The 20,242-nt window shown below is 59.6% G+C and carries 18 protein-coding genes and 1 tRNA gene; 10 read left to right on the top strand and 9 right to left on the bottom strand.

Annotated features, from left to right (window positions below; all coding sequences use genetic code 11):
* From V8G57_RS25590 to V8G57_RS25600, 3 genes are all read right to left on the bottom strand, one after another.
* Positions 1 to 521, bottom strand: a 521-nt coding sequence (locus V8G57_RS25590; RefSeq protein WP_342831823.1) for an energy transducer TonB, incomplete at its 3' end; no start/stop codon positions are given.
* A 281-nt stretch (positions 522 to 802) separates the two neighbouring features.
* Positions 803 to 3,547: a TonB-dependent receptor gene (locus tag V8G57_RS25595; RefSeq protein WP_342831824.1), complete on the bottom strand. Its 2,745-nt coding sequence runs from the start codon at positions 3,545 to 3,547 to the stop codon at positions 803 to 805.
* A 1,195-nt stretch (positions 3,548 to 4,742) separates the two neighbouring features.
* Positions 4,743 to 4,819 (bottom strand) — tRNA-Met (locus tag V8G57_RS25600).
* A 131-nt stretch (positions 4,820 to 4,950) separates the two neighbouring features.
* Here V8G57_RS25600 and V8G57_RS25605 point away from each other — a divergent pair.
* The 4 genes from V8G57_RS25605 to V8G57_RS25620 all read left to right on the top strand — a co-directional run bounded on the left by V8G57_RS25605 (position 4,951) and on the right by V8G57_RS25620 (position 8,191).
* The gene (locus tag V8G57_RS25605; RefSeq protein ID WP_144742738.1) at positions 4,951 to 5,535 is read left to right on the top strand and encodes a zinc ribbon domain-containing protein; all 585 of its coding nucleotides are present in this window, start codon (positions 4,951 to 4,953) and stop codon (positions 5,533 to 5,535) included.
* 20 nt (positions 5,536 to 5,555) lie between these two features.
* Complete coding sequence (aat, locus tag V8G57_RS25610) at positions 5,556 to 6,284, top strand: leucyl/phenylalanyl-tRNA--protein transferase (protein ID WP_342831825.1); 729 nt, start codon at positions 5,556 to 5,558, stop codon at positions 6,282 to 6,284.
* 73 nt (positions 6,285 to 6,357) lie between these two features.
* Positions 6,358 to 7,083 carry an arginyltransferase gene (locus V8G57_RS25615; RefSeq protein ID WP_092401849.1) on the top strand — a complete coding sequence of 242 codons (726 nt, stop codon included), beginning with the start codon at positions 6,358 to 6,360 and terminating at the stop codon, positions 7,081 to 7,083.
* A 64-nt stretch (positions 7,084 to 7,147) separates the two neighbouring features.
* Positions 7,148 to 8,191 carry a quinone-dependent dihydroorotate dehydrogenase gene (locus tag V8G57_RS25620; RefSeq protein ID WP_092401852.1) on the top strand — a complete coding sequence of 348 codons (1,044 nt, stop codon included), beginning with the start codon at positions 7,148 to 7,150 and terminating at the stop codon, positions 8,189 to 8,191.
* Between the two features lie 376 nt (positions 8,192 to 8,567).
* Here V8G57_RS25620 and V8G57_RS25625 read toward each other — a convergent pair whose 3' ends face one another.
* The 4 genes from V8G57_RS25625 to cysT are packed head-to-tail and all read right to left on the bottom strand — an operon-like array spanning position 8,568 to position 12,476.
* Positions 8,568 to 9,557 (bottom strand): CysB family HTH-type transcriptional regulator, encoded by a 990-nt coding sequence (locus V8G57_RS25625; protein WP_342831827.1) that lies wholly within the window; start codon positions 9,555 to 9,557, stop codon positions 8,568 to 8,570.
* A 10-nt stretch (positions 9,558 to 9,567) separates the two neighbouring features.
* The gene (locus tag V8G57_RS25630; protein ID WP_092401861.1) at positions 9,568 to 10,647 is read right to left on the bottom strand and encodes a sulfate/molybdate ABC transporter ATP-binding protein; all 1,080 of its coding nucleotides are present in this window, start codon (positions 10,645 to 10,647) and stop codon (positions 9,568 to 9,570) included.
* Positions 10,644 to 11,594 carry a sulfate ABC transporter permease subunit CysW gene (gene cysW, locus V8G57_RS25635; RefSeq protein WP_425458332.1) on the bottom strand — a complete coding sequence of 317 codons (951 nt, stop codon included), beginning with the start codon at positions 11,592 to 11,594 and terminating at the stop codon, positions 10,644 to 10,646. The genes V8G57_RS25630 and cysW overlap by 4 nt, the downstream gene beginning before the upstream one ends.
* Before the next feature lie 9 nt (positions 11,595 to 11,603).
* Entirely contained in the window at positions 11,604 to 12,476 is an 873-nt protein-coding gene (gene cysT / locus V8G57_RS25640; RefSeq protein ID WP_342831828.1) for a sulfate ABC transporter permease subunit CysT, read from the bottom strand.
* A gap of 384 nt (positions 12,477 to 12,860) precedes the next feature.
* Between cysT and V8G57_RS25645 the strand changes: the two genes are divergently transcribed.
* The 5 genes from V8G57_RS25645 to V8G57_RS25665 all read left to right on the top strand — a co-directional run bounded on the left by V8G57_RS25645 (position 12,861) and on the right by V8G57_RS25665 (position 16,537).
* Positions 12,861 to 13,184: a hypothetical protein gene (locus tag V8G57_RS25645; protein WP_342831829.1), complete on the top strand. Its 324-nt coding sequence runs from the start codon at positions 12,861 to 12,863 to the stop codon at positions 13,182 to 13,184.
* A 59-nt stretch (positions 13,185 to 13,243) separates the two neighbouring features.
* The gene (locus V8G57_RS25650; RefSeq protein ID WP_342831830.1) at positions 13,244 to 13,528 is read left to right on the top strand and encodes a hypothetical protein; all 285 of its coding nucleotides are present in this window, start codon (positions 13,244 to 13,246) and stop codon (positions 13,526 to 13,528) included.
* A gap of 90 nt (positions 13,529 to 13,618) precedes the next feature.
* Positions 13,619 to 15,004, top strand: a complete 1,386-nt coding sequence (locus V8G57_RS25655) for a sensor histidine kinase (RefSeq protein ID WP_342831831.1) — start codon at positions 13,619 to 13,621, stop codon at positions 15,002 to 15,004.
* Between the two features lie 37 nt (positions 15,005 to 15,041).
* Positions 15,042 to 15,764 carry a head GIN domain-containing protein gene (locus V8G57_RS25660; protein ID WP_092401878.1) on the top strand — a complete coding sequence of 241 codons (723 nt, stop codon included), beginning with the start codon at positions 15,042 to 15,044 and terminating at the stop codon, positions 15,762 to 15,764.
* Between the two features lie 20 nt (positions 15,765 to 15,784).
* Positions 15,785 to 16,537: a LytR/AlgR family response regulator transcription factor gene (locus V8G57_RS25665; RefSeq protein ID WP_092401881.1), complete on the top strand. Its 753-nt coding sequence runs from the start codon at positions 15,785 to 15,787 to the stop codon at positions 16,535 to 16,537.
* Between the two features lie 15 nt (positions 16,538 to 16,552).
* Here the strand turns inward: V8G57_RS25665 and V8G57_RS25670 are convergent, their stop codons facing one another.
* Positions 16,553 to 17,242, bottom strand: coding sequence for a GntR family transcriptional regulator (locus V8G57_RS25670; protein ID WP_092401884.1), 690 nt, complete (start codon positions 17,240 to 17,242; stop codon positions 16,553 to 16,555).
* A 114-nt stretch (positions 17,243 to 17,356) separates the two neighbouring features.
* Complete coding sequence (locus V8G57_RS25675; RefSeq protein WP_342831832.1) at positions 17,357 to 18,688, bottom strand: C4-dicarboxylate transporter DctA; 1,332 nt, start codon at positions 18,686 to 18,688, stop codon at positions 17,357 to 17,359.
* Positions 18,689 to 18,899: 211 nt separating this feature from the next.
* Here V8G57_RS25675 and V8G57_RS25680 point away from each other — a divergent pair, with 211 nt between their 5' ends.
* Positions 18,900 to 20,135 (top strand): allantoate amidohydrolase, encoded by a 1,236-nt coding sequence (locus V8G57_RS25680; RefSeq protein WP_342831833.1) that lies wholly within the window; start codon positions 18,900 to 18,902, stop codon positions 20,133 to 20,135.
* The last annotated feature ends 107 nt before the right edge of the window (positions 20,136 to 20,242 follow it).

The following is a 20,242-nucleotide window of genomic DNA, read 5'->3' on the forward strand; positions in this document are numbered from 1 at the left end:
CTTTTTTCAACCGCAGAATCAAGGACGTTGCCGTCGGCGCCGATGGTCAGCTTGACCGTCACCATGCCCTCTTCTTCATTGCGCAAGGACGACCGCGGGTATTCCGGCTTCTCGCAATTTCCTGCAATCTTGGCGCTGGTATGCGCCGGCCCAGCCTCGCCCGCAGCCGACGGCTGCGCTACCGAAGTAGGCAAGTCATTGGTCGGCGGCTTGACGTTTGTTACCGCGGCAATCACGTTATCTTGCGGCGGCGGCGTTACCTTTACCTCTGGCGGGGGAACGAACGGCGGTGGCGGCGCGACCGATTTTGGCGGCGGCGGCACCGGCTTGTCCGGCGGCGGCGGTGGCGGCGGCTTGAACTCTTCGATGATCTTGGTCTCGACCGGCTGCTGGATCACTTCTACAACCTTACGGGCAAGCCCTGTAAGCAACGCATAAACAATAAGGACATGCAGAACAACAACCACGCTGATGCCAACTACGTTATTCGAGGGATTTTTCCCATCCTGCGTGAAATCCATACAACGACTCCTGTTTATTCGCCTGGGTTCCGGCAATCTCGATATTGGCTATGCCGTCCGCCTGGCGCCTGATCTGTTGCCGGCCCGATCTGTGCGATCTGCCCGCATATCGTCAGTTTCATCTGCATTGGTAAAAAAAACCGGAGAGCGTCTTGCATTCAAGCGCACCACAACAACATCCGGTCGTCTGCGCTCTCACGGCGAAATCGACGTCAACTCTCACTTCGATCTGAAACCACCGGCATGCCGCTGCTGGACGGCGGCATGCCGGCTTCCTGCTGCTAGAACTTCAGATGCGCATTCAGGTAGAACTGCCGGCCGTTCTTGTAGAACGCACGCGGCTGGTCTTCATTGAGCGCGTAGTACTTCAAGGTCGGGTCGTTCAGGTTCTGTGCATCCAGCGTGAAGGACAGCTGTTCGCTGTACTTGTAGCCCAACGACATCGCCAGGGTGCCGACGCCGGCTTGATAGAACGCCGTGCTGCGATCCAGGCCACTGTAGAAACTGCTACGGTAGTTGTAGGAGATGCGGGCATTGAAGCGTTCATCTTCATAATAAGCCGTCAGGTTGGCGGTACGCTTCGATGCGCCGACCAGAGGACCGTTGCTAGCGTCATAGGCGTTGATGAAAGTCGCGTTGGTGGCAAAACCGAAGTTTTTACCCAACGGCATTTCATACGCGAGTTCGATGCCGTTCACCGTGCCGCTGGTGTTGACCGGCACTGTCAGCTGGTAATCCGCCAGATAGTTGGCAGGATGGTCAGGCGTGCTGGTGACATAACTTCTGGTGACGGTGCCCAGGCCGACATAGCTGGTCAGGTTCATGTTGAAGATACTTGCCGACACCAGGGAACGCGGAGCGAAGTACCATTCCAGCGACGCATCGAAGTTGTTCGACGTGATTGGCTTCAGGTTTGGATTACCGCCGGTGCCGGAACCGATCGCGCCAAACTGGGCCGGGGGCGACAACGATACCTGGCCGGCCAGTGCCGAATAGTCCGGACGGGTCATGGTCTTGGATGCGGCAAAACGGGCAATCACATCCTTGCTCAGGTCGAACTTCAAGTTCATGCTTGGCAGCACATCGACGTAGCTGTTATCGTCGTGCTGCCGAACGAACGGACCGAAAGCGGAAGTCGTGATCGCGCCCGGCGCGGTAGCTAGCGAGGCGACGTTGGAGATGACGCTCTCCTTGGTCTGGACTACGCGCAAGCCGAGATTCCCGCTCCAGCGATCGCCTTCGAAATTGCCTTGCAGGTAACCGGCAGTGTTTTTTTCCTTGACCGAAAACTCCGAATTCCAGTCTTCACGCGTGACCGGATCGCGATTGGTGAAGGCGTTGTATGCCGCCAGCTGGCCCGGCGAGTAATACCACACGTTGGTCGGGAAACCACTGCCGAGGCCGCTGCCGAAATTGCCTGGGAAGTTTTGATAACCCTGCGGGAAATTGGCCGGATTGGCGGCAGAATTTGCTGCGCCGGTGTTGCCCGCATTCAGCGGTCCTTGACCGATCACGCCATCGGAGCTGCGTTTGTGGTCGTTATAGCGCAAACCAAACTGCACTGTCTTCAAGGTACCCCAGTCAGTGGAATACTCGCCGTCAGCCTGGGCCCAGTTTTCCTTGTCCTTGACGTTGATGTTCTGGTCGCCGAAGATCCAGCCGAATTGCGCACCGGCAGGGCTGGAGTTGTTGGTCGCTCCCAGGTTCCAGTTGGCGGCGGTGCCCGTGCCGTTCAATTGGTAACCGGCTCCGGCGCCGACGCCGACGTTCCATTCCGCGACGTTTTGGGTAGGCGTCTTGCCTTCGCCGGCGGAAGTGCCCAGCTTGGTGGTGAAGGTCAGCGAATCGGTTGCGCGCCACTTGGTGCCAAGCTCGACGAAGTTTGAGCTGGCGCTTTCGTCAGGACGTGATATCTGGTCGTAGACACCGTAGTTGGTGCCGGCTACAGGAGCAAACGTAGCCGATGTCAGCGTGTTGTTCTTCACCGTGTAACCAGGATTCGGCGACTGGCCGGCGCCGGCGTTGATGACCTGCGCACCCCAGAATTCATAACTGCGGTTATAGTTGGCCGCCTTCATTTCCGAAGTGAAGGCATTGACGTCGAACGAGAAGTCGTTGCTCACCTTGAACTGGGCATCGATCAAACCGCCGGTGCGCTTGCGCTGCTGCTCAAACAGGGCGGAGTTGATCAGGTTAGGCGCATATACTCCGGCCAGGTCCGGGTGCGCGAGGGCGATCTTGCTGCCCGCGGCGATCTGGGTATACCCCAGGATTTCCTGTCCTTGCCGTTGCAGATGGCGTTCTTCCGAGAATGCCTGCACCAAGATGCCGAAGGTGTTGGCTTCGTTTTTCCAGTTCACCAATGCGCTGATCTGCGGATCGGTCTTGCCCGGCAAATCGGCATACACGGCGCCCAGGGTTGCTTCAGCCGTGAACTGTTTCTTGAACTCCAGCGGCTTGCGGGTAATGATGTCGACCGAACCGGCGACCCCGCCTTCCACCAGGCTGGCCTGGGAGCTCTTGTGCACCACCACCGAACCAACCAGTTCGGAAGGCAGCAGCGTATAGCTGACGCTGCGGCCAACCTGGCCCGACTGGTCCAGCACGAACCAGTCGCCGGACGCTACGTTGTGGCCGTTGATCAGCGTTTGCGTCAGGCTCGGGCTGGTGCCGCGCATGCTGACCCGGTCCGCTTCGTCGAAACCGCCTTCGGTGGCGCCGGCGTTACCGATGGTGACGCCTGGAACCCGCGACAACGAATCGGCAACGTTCTTGTCCGGCATCTTGCCGATATCTTCGGCGGTGATGACTTCCACGTGCGAATCGGCGTTGCGCTTTTGCGTCAGGGATTTTTGCAGGGAACCGCGGATGCCGCTGATGGTGACCTGTTCAATGCCGCCCTTGTCGGTGCTCTTGCCGTCAGCTTTGGAAGCTGCGTCATCTGCCTGCTGCGCGTATGCCGGCATGGCTGCCGCCATGACCAGCAGCGCAACTGCAGATGCTATTGGTGTTAAATTTTTATTCACTTACCGTTCTCCCCATCGATTGCGGCCCCGGAATCCTCGAGCAGGCCATTTTTTTCATTGACTTCTCCACGCTGTGGCTTGAGGTCGCTTCAGGCCGACAAAGGGGAGAACCTTTTTTTCGATACAGTCGCCAATACAACAAGATCCAACCAACAAGACGCTGCATAGCGCCGCTTGTAGAACAATTTCCCTGGCCGGTCCTTCTCCAAAAACCGCCTGGGGAAAATGCCGTGCGTACCCTGCCCCGCACCAAGCTTCCGCATCTGCCTTACGTCCAAGCTCACGAATTCCCTTTGGAAACGTTGCGCTGAGGACACTCTAGGGACCGTAAAAGTGGCTGTCAATAGGCATTCAACTGGTATTACATAAATAAATTATTGGTATCAAAATTACCAATTCGTATATCTATATATACCGTTGTTTACATTCACTATTTTACAAACTACATGACTGTTGTTTAGTGGAGTGGACTGGTCGCTTTTTTTCAAAACAGGACCTGAAGAAGCGCCTATTTTCTGAAAAATGAGAATTTCGCGATTTTCATACGGAACTTCTTGCAGGCAGAAAAGTTACCCTTTCACGGGCCTGTTCCACATCCGACTTTTTGCTATTTCTCCTATGAAAACAAGTTATTTTCAAGCGCCAGGCCCATCGTCGTCATTTGTATTGAAATGCCATAAAATCGGGTGAAATTGAATATTTCAAAGTTTTTTTATCTTTTCCCCTGAAAATTTCACAGCCGTCGTCGAAATGAAGCGGCATTACTCAAAAGCACTAAACACGCTGCATCGCAGCATCACAAAAAACATGACGCAAGCCGCCAATGCCAGTTCAAATTGGTAGTTTTTTAGTAATACCACTTTGGTGCGAAACCGGCACCGAAATGGTGAACAGCAACTGCCCAAAACAATGGCGACGCCCGACCTGAAAGATATTTTTATGATAATAAAATGATGGTCGCCACAGACAAGGCGCAAGGTCGAAGATTGGCAATACGGTTGATTTGAATGCAACGGAAGAGGCGCGGGGCCGGCTCAGACCGCCGGCAGATAAGGGATGATATTGGTGCATCGCGGAATAATGCACTTGATTCAGGCATGTATCGGGCCATAAAAAAGCCGGGCAGAAAAAACAAAAAACCCCAAGTGCGATGCACTTGGGGTTTTTTGGGCAAGAATAATTTCTTATTCTGCGTTGGTTGCGGGGGCAGGATTTGAACCTACGACCTTCGGGTTATGAGCCCGACGAGCTGCCAGACTGCTCCACCCCGCGTCTGAAGAATGAAAGTATATAGTGTATTGCAGTGCAATGCAACCAATACAGACAATCGGATTAAGAACAGCTCTATCTAATAGGCAATGCTAAACTCCCAAACTACCGATTCAAACTATCTATTGCCCCCTATGAAATTTTGTTCCGAATGCGCGCATCCCGTCAGCCTGCAGGTTCCGCCGGACGACAACCGCATGCGTTATGTCTGCAGCAATTGCGGCACCATTCATTACCAGAATCCGAAGATGGTGATCGGCTCGATCCCGGTATGGGAACAAGATGGCGAGCTGCGCCTGCTGCTGTGCAAGCGCGCGATCGAGCCGCAATACGGCTACTGGACCCTGCCCGCCGGCTTCATGGAAAACGATGAGACCACCGGCGATGCGGCCCGCCGCGAAACCCTGGAAGAAGCTGGCGCCAGGATCGAGCTGCACGAGCTTTTTTCGCTGCTCAACGTGCCGCATGTGCACCAGGTGCACCTGTTCTATCGCGCCACCTTGCTCGACCTCGATTACGCCGCCGGCATTGAAAGCCTGGAAGTCGGGCTGTTCACCGAGAACGAAATCCCTTGGGATGAAATCGCCTTTCCCACCGTCGACATCACTTTGCGCGCCTTCTTCGCCGACGCCAGGAAAATCCGCCAGGAAGGCGGCCAGTTCAACCTGCACGCGCAAGACATCTTCAAACCCATGCGCGCCGGCCTGACGGCCAAATAAGGCGCCAGCGGAGAGCCGCGATGATCCCCTGGCTTGAACTGGACAGCCCGTTTCCCGACGTCAGCACGGCGCTGACCGACGAGGATGGCGCGGGCGGCTTGCTGGCGGCCGGCGCCGACCTGTCGCCGCGGCGCCTGCTGGACGCTTACCGGCACGGCATCTTCCCCTGGTTTTCCGAGAACCAGCCGATCCTCTGGTGGAGCACCGATCCGCGCATGGTGCTCAAGACAGACCAATTGGTCATTTCCTCCAGCTTGCGCAAGACCTTGCGCAAGGTGCACCGCAGCGCTTCCACCGACCGGCGCTGGCAGGTCCGTTTCGATTTCGCCTTCGAGCGCGTGATGCGCGAATGCGCCGCGCCGCGCCGCGACGGCGCCGGCACCTGGATCTCGGAAGACATCGTCGCCGGCTACCGCGCGCTGCACCGGCTCGGTTATGCGCATTCCTCGGAAGTCTGGCTGGACGGCAGGCTGGTGGGCGGCGCTTACGGCGTCAGCATCGGCCACATGTTCTATGGCGAATCGATGTTCACCCGGGTCAGCGACGCATCCAAGGTCGCCCTGGCCTACCTGGTGCACTTCCTGCGCCAGCACGGCGTGGCGATGATCGATTGCCAGCAGCAGACCGGCCACCTGGCTTCGCTGGGCGCCGCGCCGATAGCGCGCAGCGAATTCCTGAGGCACCTGAGGCAAGCCATCGCCCAGCCGCAAATCCATGGCTGGCGTCCATTGCCCCTATACAGTGATTGAGGGACGACAAACTCTTATGCAAACCGGAATTACGGTGTAAATTAGCAGGTATAAGTCATCAGTCGGAACGCACATGACGCACTTAAAAGATCTGCCATTTTCGACCCTGCAGTTTTACGCCACGGCGCCCTACCCGTGCAGCTACCTGGACCACCGCCAGGCGCGCTCGCAGGTGGCGACGCCGTCGCACCTGATCAACGCCGACGTCTATTCCGAGCTGGTGAAGAACGGTTTCCGGCGCAGCGGCATCTTTACCTACCGGCCGTATTGCGACGGTTGCCAGGCGTGCACCCCGGTGCGCACGCTGGTAGCGTCGTTCCAGCCGAACCGCAGCCAGCGCCGCGCCTGGGACCGGCACAGCCAGCTGACCACGCTGGTCACCAACCTGGCTTATGTCCACGAACATTACGACCTGTACCTGCGCTACCAGACCGCGCGCCACTGCGGCGGCGGCATGGACCAGGACAGCCGCGACCAGTACGCGCAGTTTCTGCTGCAAAGCAAGGTAAACACCCGCCTGGTCGAATTCCGCGAAGCCGACGGCACCCTGCGCATGGTCAGCATCATCGATGTGCTGAACGACGGCTTGTCGTCGGTGTATACCTTTTACGATCCCGACGTGCCGGGCGCTTCCTACGGCACCTACAACGTCTTGTGGCAGATCGGCCAGGCAAAGCAGCTCGGCATGCCATATGTCTATCTCGGCTACTGGATAAAGGAAAGCCCCAAAATGGCTTATAAAATCAACTTCCAGCCGCTGGAAGCGCTGCGGCAAGGCGAATGGAGTGCGTTAGAATAGCGACCGCGGTTTCACTGCCGTCGCTATTCTCCCTAATTTGCACCATCTTTTACAGCCGCCTACCGTGCCAGCCAAACTCCTGTACGCCTTCGCCCGCCCCGCCCTGTTTTCACTCGATCCGGAATCCGCCCACAACCTGACACTGCCGGCATTGCGCCGCGCCGCGGCCCTCGGACTCACTTCCCTGCTCGGCAAGACGCCAGCCGATCCGCGCACGGTAATGGGCATCACCTTCCCTAACCCGGTCGGGCTGGCGGCTGGCCTGGACAAGGATGGCGCTTATATCGACGGCCTGGCCGCGCTAGGCTTCGGTTCGATTGAAGTCGGCACGGTGACGCCGCGTGCCCAGGCCGGCAATCCAAAGCCGCGCATGTTCCGCCTGCCGGCGGCCAACGCCATCATCAACCGCATGGGCTTCAACAACGGCGGCGTCGACGCCTTCGTCGCCAATGTCCAGGCTTCCAGGTTCTACCAGGAGCGGCAAGGCGTGCTGGGGCTGAACATCGGCAAGAATGCCGATACCCCGATCGAGCGCGCCGCCGAAGACTACCTGCACTGCCTGCAGAAAGTCTATCCCTACGCCAGCTATGTCACTGTCAATATTTCCTCGCCCAACACCAAGAACCTGCGGCAGCTGCAAGGCGCATCGGAACTTGACGCCCTGCTGTCGCAACTCAAGCAGGCGCAGCAGAAACTGGCCGACCAGCACAAGCGTTATGTCCCTATCGCCTTGAAAATCGCCCCGGACATCGACGCCGAACAGATCAAGACCATCGCCGACGCCTTGCTGCGGCACAAGATAGACGGCGTGATCGCCACCAACACCACCATCAGCCGCGATGCCGTCCGCGGTTTGCAGCATGAGGATGAAGCCGGCGGCTTGTCCGGCGCGCCGGTGCTGGCTCTATCCACCAGCGTGGTGCGCCAGCTGCATGGCGAACTGGGCGACGCCTTGCCTATCATCGGCGTCGGCGGCATCTTCAGCGGCGCCGATGCGCAAGCCAAGGTCGCCGCAGGCGCGGCGTTGGTGCAGCTGTACACCGGCCTGATTTATCGCGGTCCGGCGCTGGTGCGCGAATGCGCCGCGGCCTTGCGCCGGCCAGAATAAAAACAGGCGGCGCCGCTGGCCAGCCCGATGATCAGTTGTGTCCAGTCCATGGAAAGCTCCATTTACGTGGCCACGATTAATCAAATGAAGTGTTTTACCCGACCCGCTTAAGACGCCCGGGCTAGCCAGGCAATATCAGCAAGGCAATTGAGTACAGGATGAACCTGATTATTAAACAGCAACTTTCTTTGCTGCAATGCAAACCCAAGCGCCCGGCAGGACACAGGGCGCCAAAGAAAAAGCCCGCTGGCCTTACGGCAGCGGGCTAAATCCGAACCCGAGGAGGAACGGAGGAGACAAACGAAATCGTAGCGCCTGAATATGACAAGAACGTGACGCCGGCCCTGCCTGGCAGGGTTTAGAAGCACTGCTCGACTCAGGCTATTTTCAGGATGCGCTGCTCGAAGTCGCCCTTGTGCACGCCGTTGCTGCCAGCGCTCGGTTCCGCCTGCAGCGCCTCGACAATATCTTCGCGCTTGAGCTGCGGCGCAAACTGCAAGATGAAATCGTAGGTGTAAGAGCGCAGGTAAGCGCCGCGCCGCACCGCCAGCCGGGTCACGTTGGATGCCAGCAGATGCGACACCTCGATCGAACGCAAGCCGTTCTGGCGGCTATGCTCGGTCGCCATCGAAGCCACCAGGCCAACGCCCAGGCCGAGCGAAACGTATTGCTGGATGACGTCGGAATCCATCGCGGTCAGCACGATGTCCGGCGTAATGCCGGCCGTCCGGAAGGCATCGTCGATATGGCCGCGGCCGGTGAATCCGATATCGTAGGTAATCAAGGGATAGGCTGCCAGGTCGGCCAGGCTGACCGGTCCGCTGATGTCCAGCAAGGGATGGTTCTCCGGCACCACCAGCACATGGCTCCACTCGTAGCACGGGAAGGAAATCAGTTCCTTGAACTGGGTCAGGCCCTCGGTGGCGATGCCGACATCGGCCTTGCCCGATATCACCCAGTCGGCAATATGTTCCGGCGAACTTTGCTGGAGCGCGATGCGGACATCGGGAAAACTGGCGCGGAAACCCTGCACCACGCGCGGCAAGGCATAACGCGCCTGCGTGTGGGTGGCGGCCACCGTCAAGGTGCCGCTGGTTTCGCCCGAGTATTCCTGGCTGGCCTGGCGCAAATTCTCGGCTTCCTGCAACAGCCTTTCGACGATCTTCAGGATGCCCTTGCCCGGATCGGTCAGGCCGATCAGGCGCTTGCCGTTGCGGATGAAAATATCGACCCCGAGCTCTTCTTCCAGCTCGCGTATCTGGCGGCTGACGCCCGGCTGCGAAGTAAACAAGACATTCGCTACTTCGGTCAGGTTGAAACCGCAGCGCGCTGCTTCGCGGATAGAACGTAGTTGCTGAAAATTCATAATATTCTCCTTAGCGTGTTGCCTGCTGATCGACGAACACCTGCAGGCGGCGCGGACGCACCACCAGGGTTTCGCCATCTTTCAAATCGAGCTGCTTGAAACGTTCGCTGGAAATCACTGCTTCGATCAAGCCGGCGTCTGCACCGTCGCTGCGCTCCAGCTCCAGCTGCGCCAGCGGCCCGATGGCGTGGGCGCGCCGCAGCTGCACCACGATGCCTTCGGCGCCGGCGGTGTAGCGATCGATGTCGAGGTCGTGCGGCCGCACGTAGCCGATGCCTTGCGCGTCTTGCGCGGCGGCGTGTTCCGGCGCGTCGAACACCGCGCCGCCGGTATCCAGCACGCCCTGGTGCACGCGGCCATGGAACAGGTTGACGTTGCCCAGGAAACCGTAGACGAAAGGCGAAGCCGGATTCTCATAGACCTGCTGCGGCGCGCCTACCTGCTCGACATTGCCCTTGTTCATCAGCACGATCTGGTCCGCCACCTCCAGCGCTTCCTCCTGGTCGTGGGTCACGAAAATGCTGGTGACATGCAATTCATCGTGCAAGCGCCGCAACCAGCGCCGCAATTCCTTGCGCACCTTGGCGTCGAGCGCGCCGAACGGCTCATCCAGCAGCAGCACGCGCGGCTCCACCGCCAGCGCCCGCGCCAGAGCAATGCGCTGGCGCTGGCCGCCCGACAACTGCGGCGGATAACGATCCGCCAGCCAGTCCAGCTGCACCAGCTCCAGCAGGCTGGTGACCTTTTCCCGGATCGCGCTTTCGTTCGGACGCTGCGAGCGTGGCTTGACGCGCAGGCCGAAGGCGATGTTTTCAAATACGGTCATATGCTTGAACAGCGCGTAGTGCTGGAATACGAAGCCGACCTGGCGTTCGCGTACATGGCGCGATGAAGCATCTTCGCCTTCCAGCAGGACCTGGCCGCTGTCTTGCGCTTCGAGGCCGGCGATGATGCGCAGCAAAGTGGTCTTGCCGCAGCCCGAAGGCCCCAGCAGCGCGGTCAGCTCCCCGGTGGGGAATTCCAGCGACACATTGTTCAGTGCGACAAACTCGCCGAAGCGCTTGTTGATGTTGCTTACCTGGATGCTCATGCCTGCTCCTGTCCTGATTGATGCGCGGCGCCGTGCGGCAATACCGTTTCGCGCAAACGCCATTCGATGAACGATTTCAGCGCCAGGGTCAGCAGCGCCAGAAACGCCAGCAGCGAAGCCACCGCAAACGCTGCCTGGAAGTTGTATTCGTTGTACAGGATCTCGACCTGCAAGGGGATGGTGTTGGTCTCGCCGCGGATGTGGCCGGACACCACCGACACCGCGCCGAACTCGCCCATGGCGCGCGCATTGCACAAGATCACGCCGTACAGCAGGCCCCATTTAATATTCGGCAAGGTCACGTGGCGGAAAGTCTTCCAGCCGGACGCGCCCAGCACCAGGGCCGCCTCTTCTTCCTCGCTGCCCTGCGCCTGCATCAAGGGAATCAGTTCCCGCGCCACAAAGGGAAAGGTGACGAAGACGGTCGCCAGCACGATGCCAGGCACCGCAAACAGGATCTTGATGTCATGCTCGCGCAGCCAGGGGCCGAACCAGCCCTGGGCGCCGAACAGCAGCACATAGATCAGGCCGGAAATCACCGGCGAAACCGAAAACGGCAGGTCGATCAGGGTCAGCAGGATGTTCTTGCCGCGGAACTCGAACTTGGCGATGGTCCACGAGGCGGCGACGCCGAACACCAGGTTGAGCGGCACCGCGATCGCGGCGGTCAGCAGGGTCAGCTTGATGGCGCTGATCGCATCCGGCTCGGTGATTGCCGCCAGGTAGGCTTCCCAGCCCTTCTTGAAAGCTTCCGCAAATACCGACAGCAGCGGCACCACCAGGAACAAGGCAAGGAACAGCAGCGCGACTGTCATCAGCAGCGTGCGCACCCACAACGGTTCCAGGGTAGCGTTGGGAACATGGACCGGCTCGCCCCTGGCCTGCGGCTTTGCAGCAGGCTGAGCGGCGGCGGTGGCCGGATTGAAATTGCTGGCGGTGGCGCTCACGTCCGGCTCCTAGACTTTGACCGACTGGCCGCGCTTGCGGGTCCAGGCTTGCAAGACGTTGATCGCCAACAGCAGCAGGAACGACGCGGTCAGCATCACCACCGCAATCGCAGTGGCGCCGGCATAGTCGTATTGCTCCAGCTTGGTAATGATGAACAAGGGGGTGATCTCCGACACCATCGGCATATTGCCGGCGATGAAGATGACCGAGCCGTACTCGCCGGTGGCGCGGGCAAAGGACAGCGCAAAACCGGTCAGCAAAGCCGGGAATACCGTCGGGAAAATTACCCTGGTAAAAGTCTGCCAATGATTGGCGCCCAGGCTGGCCGCCGCTTCTTCCAGTTCTTTTTCGGCGTCTTCCAGCACCGGCTGCACGGTGCGCACCACAAACGGCAGGCCGATGAAGGTCAGCGCCACTAATATACCCAGCGGCGTAAAGGCGACCTTGATGCCGAGCGGTTCCAGGTACCGGCCGATCCAGCCGTTGGTGGAATACAGCGCGGTCAGGGCAATCCCGGCTACCGCGGTCGGCAGTGCGAAAGGCAGGTCGACCAGGGCGTCGATCAGCTTCTTGCCGGGAAACCGGTAACGCACCAGCACCCAGGCCACGACGCCGCCGAAAATCGCATTAAGCAGCGCCGCCAGCAAGGAAGTGCCGAAGGTCAGGCGATAGGAAGCCATTACCCGCGGCGAAGTGACGGCCGCGACAAAACCGTCCCAGCTCAGCGTGAAGGTCTTGAGGAACACCGCCGACAAGGGAATCAGTACAATCAGGGCCAGGTAAAACAGGGTAAATCCCAGCGACAGGCGAAACCCGGGCATCACGCGAAACGGCGTGGCGGGCCTGGCAAGACCTGGTTTGGCAAGTGCGGCGGCTGTCATGCATCGTCCTCTTATTACAAATACGGCTAAAGAACGATGATAATCTCACCGGTTTGTTATAAAGAGAACGAACTTTTTTGCATGTACATAGAATGGATTTGCATAAGAGAAATAGTGAATTTACTGCCAGGCATCCCTATTCCATATCTTTAAAGCAATAAATATCAGAGCCCTGGCGAGCCGACAATGCGCCATTCCCGCACCGCACCCCCACTGTTCCCCCAAAAGCCGGGCAAATCCGCTGCAGCTCAGTCGGGCTTTTTTGTATTCTGTTCCGCCATTTCTGCAGATTGTCGCAAGCAGCTGGCGACTTGCCCTGCCCCTCCCTAAAGTGACGACATGCAACAACGTTTGCCACCTACCAGTCACCCAAGGAGAACAAAAATGAACACAGCACGCCAAGCACTGATCGCCATCCTGTCCATCGCTACCTTGGCCGGCAGCATCGCCCCGGCACAAGCAGCACCGCAACAAACTGAAATCTCGACACTGCCGACCATCACCATCGTCGGCAAGCGCCCAAGCCATCCAGAGTTCCTGCAGACAGTAACGATCGTCGCCAAGCGCCTGACCCCGCAAGAAAAACTGGCGATGGCGCAAGAAGAAGGCTGCCTGCCTACCATCACCATCATCGGCAAACGCCTGAACCGTGAGCAAAAGTCGGTCCTGGCACAGCAAGAAGCCAGCCGCAAGAAAGCCGTCATCTAAACCGCTGTTATGTCGCAGTTCCCGCAGTTCCCGCAGTTCCATATACCAGGAGATTGCAAATGAACACCACGTCTAAATTACTGGTCGCCGCCACGCTGCTGGCGACCCTGAGCATCGGCGCCAGCCCGGCCATGGCCGCAGCGCCGGCCAAGAAAGCCGCGGCGCCGTCGGCAACGCAGTCGCAAGACATCCCGCTGCTGATGCCGCCCATCGTGATTATCGGCAAGCGCATGACGCCGGAAGAAAAAATCGCTTTTACACAGCAACAGCGGGCCCAGGCCGTGAAAAAGGTAGCGCGCAAGAAAACCGAAGCAACCGGCTCGCCAGCGCTCAGCGCTCTTTGATTCCTTTAGCAAAACGATCAGACTGCTGCGTCCGTTCCGTTTAAAATGACGACAACTTAGCTGAGTTGCCGCACAAACCGATCCCACTCCATGAATTCTGATTCGTTCACCGCATTCAAGAAAAACGCATCCATCGCCTCGGTCTACCTGTCGCGGGGTTTCGACAAAGTAGCAAGCTGGGTGACGCAACTCTCGTGGTGGAAATTCCTGTTGTTTGCGGTACTGGTGCTGATAGCCGCCGGGATCTTGCAGGAAACCTTGTTTTCCTCCAGCGAGCTGGTGATTGAAAAAGTCAGCCAGCACGCCAGCAAGCCGTCCAAGCGCAACAAGGGCAATACCGATATCCGCATCGACGACACCGGCGTCCATATAAAAACCGGTACCTATACCTACGACGGCGACGGCGATAGCGCGATGACGTCGAAATCGCCCGCGGCGCCGGCCTCAGCGTCAGCTGCTTCTGCAGCGTCGCCTGCAGCAGCTGCTGCCGCCGCTGACGCCGATGCCGACGACGACGCGCCAAAGGCTCCACCTGTACCGCCCGCCCCACCTGCAGCGCCTACGCCGGCCGCACCGAATGCCGCCAGCCTGAGCCTGACCTTGCCGCCGGAAGCGACCGCCGACGTCAACCAGGCGATCAACGACGCTGTCGCCGCCATCCATGAGGCGGCTGCCGAAAAGGCCGAACAGCAAGTGGCGCGCTACCAGAAAAAATCTTCCGAATGGTTCGTGAATTTTGTGCTGCTGCTGCTGATCGGCCTGTTCGGCACCAAGGCTTTGATGGGCGGTAAAAAACGCGCCGAAGCGCGGGCCAGGGCGGCCAACGCCGCCGCCGAACACGCCAACCTGCAGCGCGAGGTTTCGGAAGCCAAGATGCAGATGATCCAGGCCCAGGTTGAGCCGCATTTCCTGTTCAACACCTTGGCGTCGGTCGACTACCTGATTGAAACCGATCCGCCGCGCGCCTCGGCCATGCAGAAGCGCCTGATCCAGTACCTGCGCGCGGTGCTGCCGCAAATGCGGGAAACCTCCACCGTCACCACGCTGGGACGCGAAGTCGATATCGTGCGGGCTTACCTGGACCTGCTGAAGATGCGCATGGAAGAACGCCTGAGCGTCGACCTGCAGGTGCCGGAAGGCTTGCGCAGCGCGGCCTTCCCGCCGATGATGCTGCAGTCGCTGGTGGAAAACGCCATCAAGCACGGCCTGGAGCGCAAGGCCGAGGGCGGCTACTTGCGCATCAAGGCGGAAGTCGCGGACAATAAGCTGCGCGTCAGCGTGACTGACGACGGCCTCGGTTTCGGCGCCTTCCCAAGCGACGGCACCGGGCTGGGATTGCAAAGCATCCGCGACCGCCTCAAGCTGTTGCACGGCGCTGCAGCGCAACTGGAAATTGCGCCCAACAGCCCGAGCGGCGTATGTTCAACCATCGAAGTGCCGTACCAGGTAGTTGCCGGCAAGGCCAAGCCTCAATAAATCCATCCAACAGGCTAGGAAGCAACAGGAAATAAATATGAAATCGATCCCGCGTCTTGCTTTTGTCCTTACACTGGCCGCTGCAGCCATGGTTCCCCTGCTCAGCTGCAGCGACAGCGCGGCCGCCGACATCGTCAAGACGGAGCGCCAGATAGGCAGTTTCCAGCAGCTGGAAGTGATGGATGCGGTGAACGTGTACCTGACCCAGGGACCCGCCAAGCCGGCAATCATCGAAACCGAGAACGGAGCCGCCTCGAAGGTCGAACTGGAGAACAGCGGTTCGTCATTGAAGATCTATTTCACCGGCCATTCGTTTTTCAGCAGCCACCACAGCATCAACGTCTATATCACGGCGCCTGACGTCAACAGTTTAGGCATCTACGGCTCCGGCGACCTCAAGATCATCGGCAAGCTCAGTTCCAAAGACAGCATCAGGATTTCCATCTCCGGTTCCGGCACCGTCAGCGGCGAACTGAACGCTCCCGTCGTCGCCGCCTCCATCGCCGGCGCCGGCGACATCAAGGTAAGGGGCAAGACGCGCGACCTGAAGGTATCGATTGCCGGCAGCGGCGACTACGACGGCTTCGACCTGATGGCGGAAAACACCAATGTGTCGATCGTCGGCAGCGGCGACGCCCACGTCTATGCCAGCAAGGCCCTGCGGGTCTCGACTGCCGGTTCCGGCGATGTCACGTATGCCGGCGACCCGGAAGTACATTCCAGCATCATGGGTTCGGGCGCAGTCAAGAAAAAACGTTAACTCAATATTAGAATCTGCCTATGCCTACTGCAATCATTGCCGACGACGAACGCCTGATGCGCGACCAGATACGCCTGCGCCTGAGCCAGGCCTGGCCGGAACTGGAAATCCTTGGCGAAGCCAAGAACGGCGATGAAGCGATCGAACTGGTCGACCAGCTGCAGCCTGACTTCACCTTCCTCGATATCCGCATGCCCGGCAAGACCGGGCTGCAGGCGGCGCAGGAAATCGGCGGCAAAAGCCACATCGTGTTCATCACCGCCTACGACGAATATGCGATTGAAGCTTTCGAGCGCGGCGCGGTCGACTACATCCTGAAACCGGCCGAAGCCGAACGCCTGCGCCTGACCGTGACCCGCCTCAAGGCCCGCCTGAGTTCAGCGCCGGCCGACATGGGTTCGATGCTGACGCAGCTTGCCAAGCAGATGGGCATCGCCACCAAGCCGGTCTACCTGCAATGGATACAGGCCAGCATCGGCCAGCAATTGCGGCTGATCCCGGTGCAGGAAATCCTGTTCTTCCGTTCCGATGAAAAATACACCAGCGTCCAGACCGCCAGCTACGAAGCGCTGATCCGCAAGCCAGTGCGCGACCTGGCGGAAGAGCTCGATCCCGACCTGTTCTGGCAGATCCATCGCGCCACCCTGGTCAACGTCAACGCCATCGACGGCATCACGCGCGACCTGCGCGGCCGCCACCAGGTGCTGATCAAGGGGCATACAGAAAAACTGGAAGTGAGCCGCAGCTTTATCCATCTGTTCAAACAGATGTAGAAGTGTGAACCGGCCCTAGGCCAGCAGCGCCTTGACGAAATCCTTCTTGGCGCCGGGCGGCGGTATCTCGAACTGCAGCGCCGATTCCACGTGGTGCAAGTGGTGCTGCATCAGCTGCACCGCCTTTTCCGTATCGCCGGCCTTCGCCGCCTGCAGGAATTCCACGTGCTCATCGGAGGAACAGGCGGCATCGCGGGTTGACTGGTACAGCATGGTGATCAGTGAGCTGCGGCCGGCCAGCTTGGTCAGGACATCGGTCAAGACCTGGTTGCCCACCGTGCGCGCCAGCAGGATGTGGAAATCGCTCAGCAGCTTGGAACGGACTTGCGGATTTTCCTTGGACAGCGCCTCGCGCTCCTGCTGCAGGTGCTGCTCCAGCAATGCATAGTCGGCGGCAGTGGCCTTGGCCACGAATTCACGCACCAGCGCCGTCTCCAGCACGCGCCGCACGAAAAATATCTGGCGCGCCTCCTCTTCCGTCGGCCGGCTCACGAACGCCCCCTTGTCCGGCACCAGGTCGATCAGCTTGTCTTTTGCCAGCATCACCAGCGCCGCCCGGATCTTGGTGCGGCTCACGGAATACAGGCGCGCCAAGGCTTCCTCCCGCAGTTTGGTGCCGGGCGGCAGGCGCTGCTCGGCAATTGCGGTCGTGATGTCGGCCGCAATATCGTCAGAACTGTCGGCAGGGCTTGGTGACAGGCTCATGTTAGCGATTTCCTCGGAGCGTTGTTCTAAAACCAAAATTGTACTTGCAAATGCAGCCCCTTCAAAAGAATAAGAATGCCCGGCCGCACGCAGCTCCGGGCTTACCTCCTTGACTTACAGCGAGCGGCTTTCCGCCGCCATTTGCAGGTTTGCCTGCTCCTGCAGCGCATCCTCGACTGCGGCCGGACGGGCGCCGTTCAAGACCGCATGGGCGCGCGCCTTGTCGATATCCTTTTCCCACACCGCCACCACCACGGTCGCCACGCAGTTGCCCAGCAGGTTGCCGAGCGCGCGCGCAATGCCCATGAACCAGTCGACCGACAGCACCAGCACCAGCCCCACCACCGGGATCGCCGGGATGGCGGACAAGGTGGCGGCCAGGATCACGATCGCCGAACCCGGCACGCCATGCGCGCCCTTGGAAGTGATCAGGGCCACCGCCAGGATCGCCAGCAGGTCGGTAACCGCGAGCGGCGTATTGGTGGCTTGCGCAATGAATACCGCGGCCAGGGTCAGGTAGATCGAGAAAGCGTCGAGGTTGAACGAATAGCCGGTCGGGATCACCAGGCCCACGGTGGAATCCTTGATGCCCATGTATTCCAGCTTGCGCATCACTTGCGGCAATACGCTGTCCGATGAAGCGGTGGCCAGCACCACCAGCAGTTCGGCGCGCAGGTACTTGATCAGCTTGAAGATGCTGAAGCCCGCCAGCCGCAAGATGGTGCCCAGTATCGCAAAGACAAACACCACCACGGCAAAGAAATACAGCAGCACCAGGAAACTCAGCTGCTGCAGGGATCCGACGCCGTATTTGCCGACCGTGAAAGCGATCGCGCCGAACACGCCCAGCGGCGCCAGCCTGATGATGAACGACATGCACTTGAAAAACGCTTCCGACATGCTGTGCACGACGGTCACGATAGGCGCCGCCTTGTCGCCGATCAGCGACAGGGCCGAACCGAAAATGATGGAGAACAGCAGCACTTGCAGCACGTCGCCGGAAGTAAATGCGCTGACCACGGTGTTCGGGATGATTTTCATGACAAAGTCGGAAAAGCTGCTGCCCCTGACCTTGTTGGCGGTTTCCACGTAGCTCGACAGCGCATTCGCGTCCAGCGTATCGGGATTGATGTTCATGCCGACCCCGGGATGGAACACGAACGCCAGCAGCAGCCCCAGCACCAGGGCAAGCGTGGTCACCACTTCAAAGTAGATCAGCGCCTTGAGGCCGACCCGGCCGACCTTCTTCAGTTCGCCCGCGCCGTAGATGCCTTGCACCACCACGCAGAACACGATCATCGGAATGATCATCTTGACCAGCTTGATGAAGCCGTCGCCCAAAGGTTTCAGGCTTTCTCCGAATTTCGGGAACAACACTCCAACCGCGATTCCCATGACAAGTGCTATCAGCACCTGGCCAAACAGTGATTTGTAAAAGCGCCGCACGTTCGTCTCCTAATTGTTTTGTTTGGTTTATACCAATTTATATATCTGGACGTGCTCTGTTTCGGCCTTGGATCGAGCCTGGAAAAGCAGCGCCCCGGATTCAATATAATGCATTCACTTATTGTATGCAATAATTGAATTCAAGAGTATTATCCAAAAAAACCAAGAAAAATCATGAATCCACAGCAAGGAGACATCAATGAGTTGCAATATGGAAATACAAACTGCTTGCGGCGAACAGATCATGCGCTGGGCCGACGAGCTGGCGCAGTTCAGCGAAGCGCCCGGCATGCTGACCCGCACTTACCTGACCAGCGCCCATCACGGCGCGGCGGCGCGGCTGGCGGAATGGATGTGCGCGGCCGGCATGAGCGTGCGGCGCGACATGGCAGGCAATGTCATCGGCCGCTATGAGGGCCTGGCGCCGGATGCGCCCGCCCTGCTGACCGGCTCGCATTTCGATACGGTGCGCAACGGCGGCAAGTACGACGGCAATCTCGGCATCCTGCTGCCGATCGCCTGCGTCCAGCAATGGCATGCGGCCGGCAAGCGCTTCCCTTTCGCGATCGAGATCATCGGCTTTGCCGAAGAAGAAGGCGTGCGCTTCAAGGCCACCTTGCTCGGCAGCCGCGCCGCCGCCGGCACCTTCGACCTGGCGGTGCTGGACAACCTGGACGAAGCCGGGCAAAGCATGCGCGACGTCATGGCCGCCTCCGGCTTTCACGCAGCCGGCCTGGGCAAGGCGGCGTATGCACCGGAAACCGTGCTGGCGTTCGTCGAAGTGCATATCGAGCAAGGGCCGGTGCTGCTCAACCAAGACCTGCCGCTGGGCGTGGTGACCGCCATCTCCGGCGCATCGCGCTTCATGGTGGAGATTGAAGGCCTGGCCGGCCACGCCGGCACCGTGCCGATGGACATGCGGCGCGACGCCGCCATGGCGGCCGCCGAAATCGGCCTGTACATCGAACAGCGCTGCCATGGCACACGCGGGCTGGTGGGCACGGTCGGCCAGTTCAACGTGCCGAACGGCGCCGCCAACGTGGTGCCGGGCAAGGCGCTGTTCTCCATCGACATCCGCGCCGAACAAGACGAGACAAGGCAGGCAGCGGTGGCCGATGTGCTGGCCAGGATCGAACAGGTCGGCCAGCGCCGCAATGTCGCGGTCCACACCCGCAAGACCCACGAAGCGTCCAGCGTGCCCTGCGCGCCGTGGCTGCAGCAGCAGCTGGCGGCCGCGATCGAAGCCGGCGGCTCGGCGCCGAAACATTTGCCGTCCGGCGCCGGCCACGACGCCATGGCGATGGCCGCCATCGCCGATGTGGCGATGCTGTTCGTCCGCTGCGGCAACGGCGGCATCAGCCATCATCCCGATGAAATCATGACAACCGACGACGCCGCCCTCGCCGCCCAGGCGTTCAGCCGCTTTGTCGAAAATTTTAAACGCTAATCCACCTTGGACTTGAACATGACTACTACCACCATCACCATCGACGGCTTCAACCTGACCGCCCAGCAAGTGGTCGACGTCGCCCGCGCGCCGCAGCTGCCGGTCGC

It is taken from the genome of Collimonas rhizosphaerae (genome assembly GCF_038896935.1).
GTDB classification, from domain to species: domain Bacteria; phylum Pseudomonadota; class Gammaproteobacteria; order Burkholderiales; family Burkholderiaceae_D; genus Collimonas; species Collimonas rhizosphaerae.

Excerpts from the sequence above, each read along its gene's own strand:
- V8G57_RS25605 (WP_144742738.1), top strand. The coding sequence starts at position 4,951 with ATGAAATTTTGTTCCGAATGCGCGCATCCCGTCAGCCTGCAGGTTCCG.
- aat (WP_342831825.1), top strand. The coding sequence starts at position 5,556 with ATGATCCCCTGGCTTGAACTGGACAGCCCGTTTCCCGACGTCAGCACG.
- V8G57_RS25615 (WP_092401849.1), top strand. The coding sequence starts at position 6,358 with ATGACGCACTTAAAAGATCTGCCATTTTCGACCCTGCAGTTTTACGCC.
- V8G57_RS25625 (WP_342831827.1), bottom strand. The coding sequence starts at position 9,557 with ATGAATTTTCAGCAACTACGTTCTATCCGCGAAGCAGCGCGCTGCGGT.
- V8G57_RS25630 (WP_092401861.1), bottom strand. The coding sequence starts at position 10,647 with ATGAGCATCCAGGTAAGCAACATCAACAAGCGCTTCGGCGAGTTTGTC.
- cysT (WP_342831828.1), bottom strand. The coding sequence starts at position 12,476 with ATGACAGCCGCCGCACTTGCCAAACCAGGTCTTGCCAGGCCCGCCACG.
- V8G57_RS25645 (WP_342831829.1), top strand. The coding sequence starts at position 12,861 with ATGAACACAGCACGCCAAGCACTGATCGCCATCCTGTCCATCGCTACC.
- V8G57_RS25650 (WP_342831830.1), top strand. The coding sequence starts at position 13,244 with ATGAACACCACGTCTAAATTACTGGTCGCCGCCACGCTGCTGGCGACC.
- V8G57_RS25655 (WP_342831831.1), top strand. The coding sequence starts at position 13,619 with ATGAATTCTGATTCGTTCACCGCATTCAAGAAAAACGCATCCATCGCC.
- V8G57_RS25660 (WP_092401878.1), top strand. The coding sequence starts at position 15,042 with ATGAAATCGATCCCGCGTCTTGCTTTTGTCCTTACACTGGCCGCTGCA.
- V8G57_RS25665 (WP_092401881.1), top strand. The coding sequence starts at position 15,785 with ATGCCTACTGCAATCATTGCCGACGACGAACGCCTGATGCGCGACCAG.
- V8G57_RS25670 (WP_092401884.1), bottom strand. The coding sequence starts at position 17,242 with ATGAGCCTGTCACCAAGCCCTGCCGACAGTTCTGACGATATTGCGGCC.
- V8G57_RS25680 (WP_342831833.1), top strand. The coding sequence starts at position 18,900 with ATGGAAATACAAACTGCTTGCGGCGAACAGATCATGCGCTGGGCCGAC.